General features: G+C 36.1%; 1 pseudogene. It reads left to right on the top strand.

Going from position 1 to position 512, the window contains the following annotated elements:
- Window positions 1-23: 23 nt before the first annotated feature.
- Window positions 24-512, top strand: a pseudogene (locus CIB29_RS18325) (helix-turn-helix domain-containing protein); the annotation flags it as partial.

The following is a 512-nucleotide window of genomic DNA, read 5'->3' as shown; positions in this document are numbered from 1 at the left end:
TGCATAAGAGGGGGCAAGAGGAGTTGATTAAGTTGAGCCAGAAGCAGCAAATTATCATAGCAGCATATTTGGAAAATAAAGCAAAAAAGGCTATAGCAAGGGAGTTGGGTGTTAACGTAAAGACTGTAAGAAAGTATATTGCGGAATATGAGGCAAGCAGGCAAAAACTTCTAGATGCCGGTACTATTGATGATATAAGAGAATTGACTGACAGTATAGTCGAAAAGCCTACATATGATTCTAAAAACAGATCCAAGAGGAAGCTAACTGATGAAATCATAGAAAAAATAGAATTTTATCTTAAGGAGAATGAATACAAAAGGAGTATCGGTCAGTCCAAACAGCAAAAGAAGAAGACAGACATATATGAAGCATTGATTGCTGAAGGTTATGATATTAGCTATCCCACTGTTGTAAATACAGTAAATAATCTATTGAGCAAAGGAGCTGAGGCCTATATAAAAGCTGAATATGATCCAGGAGATGTATGTGAATTTGATTGGGGTGAAGTA

It is taken from the genome of Petroclostridium xylanilyticum (genome assembly GCF_002252565.1).
Taxonomy (GTDB): domain Bacteria; phylum Bacillota; class Clostridia; order SK-Y3; family SK-Y3; genus Petroclostridium; species Petroclostridium xylanilyticum.
Note: the sequence above shows the minus strand (reverse complement) of the source record. Positions and strands in the feature narration are given on the sequence as shown.